Source organism: Tropicimonas sp. (assembly GCF_047971885.1).
Classification (GTDB): Bacteria; Pseudomonadota; Alphaproteobacteria; order Rhodobacterales; family Rhodobacteraceae; genus Tropicimonas.
The window spans coordinates 1-3,584 of record NZ_JBKEAE010000034.1 but is presented as its reverse complement, the minus strand read 5'-3'; the positions used below and the strand labels follow the sequence as shown (position 1 = coordinate 3,584).

3 protein-coding genes are annotated in these 3,584 nt (G+C 65.9%); all 3 read right to left on the bottom strand.

The annotated features are described in order from the left end of the window. On the bottom strand, nt 1–725 hold a 725-nt coding region (locus ACK5IR_RS04270), incomplete at its 3' end, for a Bug family tripartite tricarboxylate transporter substrate binding protein (RefSeq protein WP_416926260.1). A gap of 346 nt (nt 726–1,071) precedes the next feature. After that, a complete protein-coding gene (locus ACK5IR_RS04265; protein WP_416926258.1) occupies nt 1,072–2,430 on the bottom strand; it encodes a DEAD/DEAH box helicase in 1,359 nt (452 codons plus the stop codon). Between the two features lie 171 nt (nt 2,431–2,601). Beyond that, a complete protein-coding gene (locus ACK5IR_RS04260; protein WP_416926256.1) occupies nt 2,602–3,225 on the bottom strand; it encodes a ParA family protein in 624 nt (207 codons plus the stop codon). Nucleotides 3,226–3,584: the final 359 nt, after the last annotated feature.

Genomic DNA, 3,584 nt, shown 5'->3' with positions numbered 1-3,584 from the left:
ATGGCATTGATGCCCTGTTCGCTGGCGGTCGGCAGATCGGCGAATTCACCGCCCAGGCGCTCGGGCGCAAGCAGCGCGATCACCTTGATGTCGCCGGATTCGACAAAGCCCTTGGCCTCGGACAGATCGCCCGAGAATCCCTGCAGCGAACCGGCCAGAAGCTGCGTCACCGCCTCGCCGCCGCCGGCAAAGGCGATGTACTTGACGCTTCGAACGTCTTCGATGCCGGCTTCCTTGGCGGCGATCAGAACCTTCAGGTGATCCCAGCCGCCGACAGCCGAACCGCCGCCGATGGCGACCGAGCGCGGATCGGCCTTCATCTGGTCCATCAGTTCCGGCAACGTGTTGACCGGGCTGTCGGCGGCCACGGCGATCACGCCGTAATCGGCCCCGACCGAGGCGAGCCAGCGCACCTGATCGGCGGTATTGCCGGGATAGGCGCGCTGCGCCAGGCGGGTCGAGGTTGCCGAGGACGCTGCGACGATCAGGTCGTTGTCGTCCTTCCGCTTGTTCACCACCGCGGCGAAGGCCACGCCACCGCCGCCGCCAGACATGTTCATGACCTGCATGGTCGATCCGATCAGCTTGAGCTCCTGCAGGACCTTGCCGACCTGACGGCAGGTGAAATCCCAGCCGCCGCCCGGGTTGGCCGGCGCGATGCATTCCGGCTGTTCGGGCTCGAACGCCATGGCCGAACCCGTCAGCATCGCCGAAGCGGCGAGCATCACCGCCAGCTTGCGTCCGTGTCTTTTCAGAACCTTCATATATTCTCCTCCCCTCGGGACTTTCATGTGCAGGGTGCGGGTGCATTGGATGCGCCGCTCAGCCTCCCCACACTGACAGCAGGTTGCCGGGCTGTCACCCCTGCTATTGCCGCATATGCTCCAGCTTCCGGCGCAACCCCTCCCGGCGGCGGGCAGAGGGAAGATACCCATCCGCTTCGCCCATTGGCCAATCAGGGGAGGAACGCCCGCTTCGGCGAAACGCGCCGAAGTGCAACGCCGTCACCCGGTGGTGTCGCGGGTGGATGCAAACGCAAAGCGCGGCGGGTCGGAGAACCGCGCGCCGAGCTCAGCTGAACGAGCGCAGGATGAAATCGGGCACGTGATCGCCCATGCCCACGACCCGGCCATCGGACTTGCGTTCGCCGCCGCGCGCCCGCTCGCTGCGCCGGGGGCGCGAAGCGCGCTCGGTGCGTTGGGTGTCGGCAGGCGATTGTTCCTCGGCGACACTTTCCGCCGGGGCGGAACTGCGCCGCCGCGAACGGCTTTCGCTCTGGGGCAGGGCGGGCGCTTCGATACGCGGGATTTCCTGCTCGACGAGGTTTTCGATCGCGGCGACCGACTTGTCGTCGGCCGGGGTCGCAATCATGTAGGCGGTGCCATCGCGCCCGGCTCGCCCGGTGCGGCCGATGCGGTGCACGTAGTCCTCGGAATGGTTCGGCACGTCGAAGTTGAAGACGTGACTCACGTTGGGAATGTCGAGCCCGCGCGCCGCGACATCGGAGGCGACGAGGAACCGGATCGAACCGTCGCGAAATCCGTCGAGCGTGCGCGTGCGGTGCGCCTGATCGAGATCGCCATGGATCGGCTCGGCGTTCAGTCCGTGTTTCTTGAGCGACTTGGCGACGATATCCACATCGACCTTGCGGTTGCAGAAGATGATCGCGTTGCGGCAATCGGCGCCGTCGCGTTCGATCAGCGCGCGCAGCATGGCGCGCTTTTCGCTGGCGGTACGGTCGCGGCGCGAGGGCTTGAACTGCACCAGCCCCTGCGTGATGGTCTCGGATGCGGTTGCCTGGCGGGCGACCTCGACCTTGACCGGATTGTGCAGGAAGGTGTTGGTCAGCCGCTCGATCTCGGGCGGCATGGTGGCCGAGAAGAACAGCGTCTGCCGGGTGAACGGCGTAAGCTGGAAGATGCGTTCGATATCGGGGATGAACCCCATGTCGAGCATCCGGTCGGCCTCGTCCACCACCATCACCTGCACGCCGGTGAGCAGCAGCTTGCCGCGTTCGAAATGGTCGAGCAGCCGGCCCGGCGTGGCGATCAGCACGTCCACGCCCTTGTCGATCAGCTTGTCCTGTTCGGCGAAGGAAACCCCGCCGATCAGCAACGCCTTGGTCAGCTTGGTGTATTTCGCATAGACATCGAAATTCTCGGCGACCTGGGCGGCCAGTTCGCGCGTCGGCGCCAGCACGAGGCTGCGCGGCATGCGCGCCCGCGCCCGGCCACGGCCGAGCAGCGTGATCATCGGCAGGGTGAAGGAGGCGGTCTTCCCGGTGCCGGTCTGGGCGATGCCAAGCACGTCCTTGCCCTCGAGCGCGGGCGGAATTGCGCCCGCTTGGATCGGCGTCGGGGTCTCGTAACCGGTTTCTTCGATGGCTTTCAGGACCTTGGGGTCCAGGTTCAGGTCGGAAAACTTCGTCATGTACGTCCAATCTGGCAGCGCTTGGCTGCGGTAAGATGGGACGTAACTTGCCAGACGCCCCTGCGGCAGATGTCGGCGCGGATCGCGGACGCGCGCCATTTACAGCAACACGGGGCTCCGGTCAACTTGCGCGAACCCCGAACAGGCTTTTGTTGCCATCCGGCGCCTGTTTCAGACGATTGCACGGATCAGCGGACTCCACTGTTCGCGTATCGGCTGATAGACGGCCTGCGGCTTGTCGAAGATCGACAGGCCCCGTTCGGCAAGATCGCCATAGGCCACGCGTTCGGTGATGCGGGCGACTGGCTGCTGCCCCATCCTGTCGAAAAAGAGATCGAGCCGTTCGTTGGCGCGGACGCGCGGCCTGATGCGGTTCGCCAGAAGCTCGATCCCGACCTTGCCCTTTCGTATCCGCTTGATGTCGCGCAGATCCTTCAGAAACCGTCGGGAACTGTCCGCATCGAAAAACGACGGCAGCACCGGGCAGATCACCGCCCGCGCTTCGGCCACCAGCTTCTGCATGCCGTCGTCCGAGAGCGATCCGGGCGCGTCGATCACCACCCAGTCGATACCCTTGGGAACCTCGCCCAGCAGCTTGTCGTGCGACCAGTCGAGCGGTCTGATCGGCGCCGCGTCGGACGGGCGCCGTTTGAGCCAGCGGGTCGAGGATTTCTGCTGATCGGCGTCGGCCAGCGCCACCTTCCATCCCCCGTCGGCGAGCGCGGCGGCAAGCGTTATTGCCACCGTCGTCTTTCCGCAGCCGCCCTTGCGGTTGGCGATCAGGATGGTTTTCATCGGCGCTTCCTCCCACTTGCCGGTTGCGATGCCCTGTCGAAGCGCCAGCGCCGCAGGGGGCGGTGGTTCTTTTCCAGCCCCGGGCCCGACGGCCACGCTTGTCGGCGCGGGGCCGGCGACCCGGAACTTGCGGTCTTGCGGTCGCGCCGCACGCTGTCCGACATGATTTCAAGCATACGCGCTGCATAGCCGGGCGGGTCGGCGGTGAAAACCCTGCGGTTGGATTTTCGCTGCGCGCGGGTGCGGTGTGTGCAGGGGGCGGCGATCCCGCCTGTCGGCGAAATCGGTGCGCGGCGGTGATAACGGCGATTGCTCCGCCCACACCGTCCGCCTATATGCGCGTCATGCTCGATACCCGC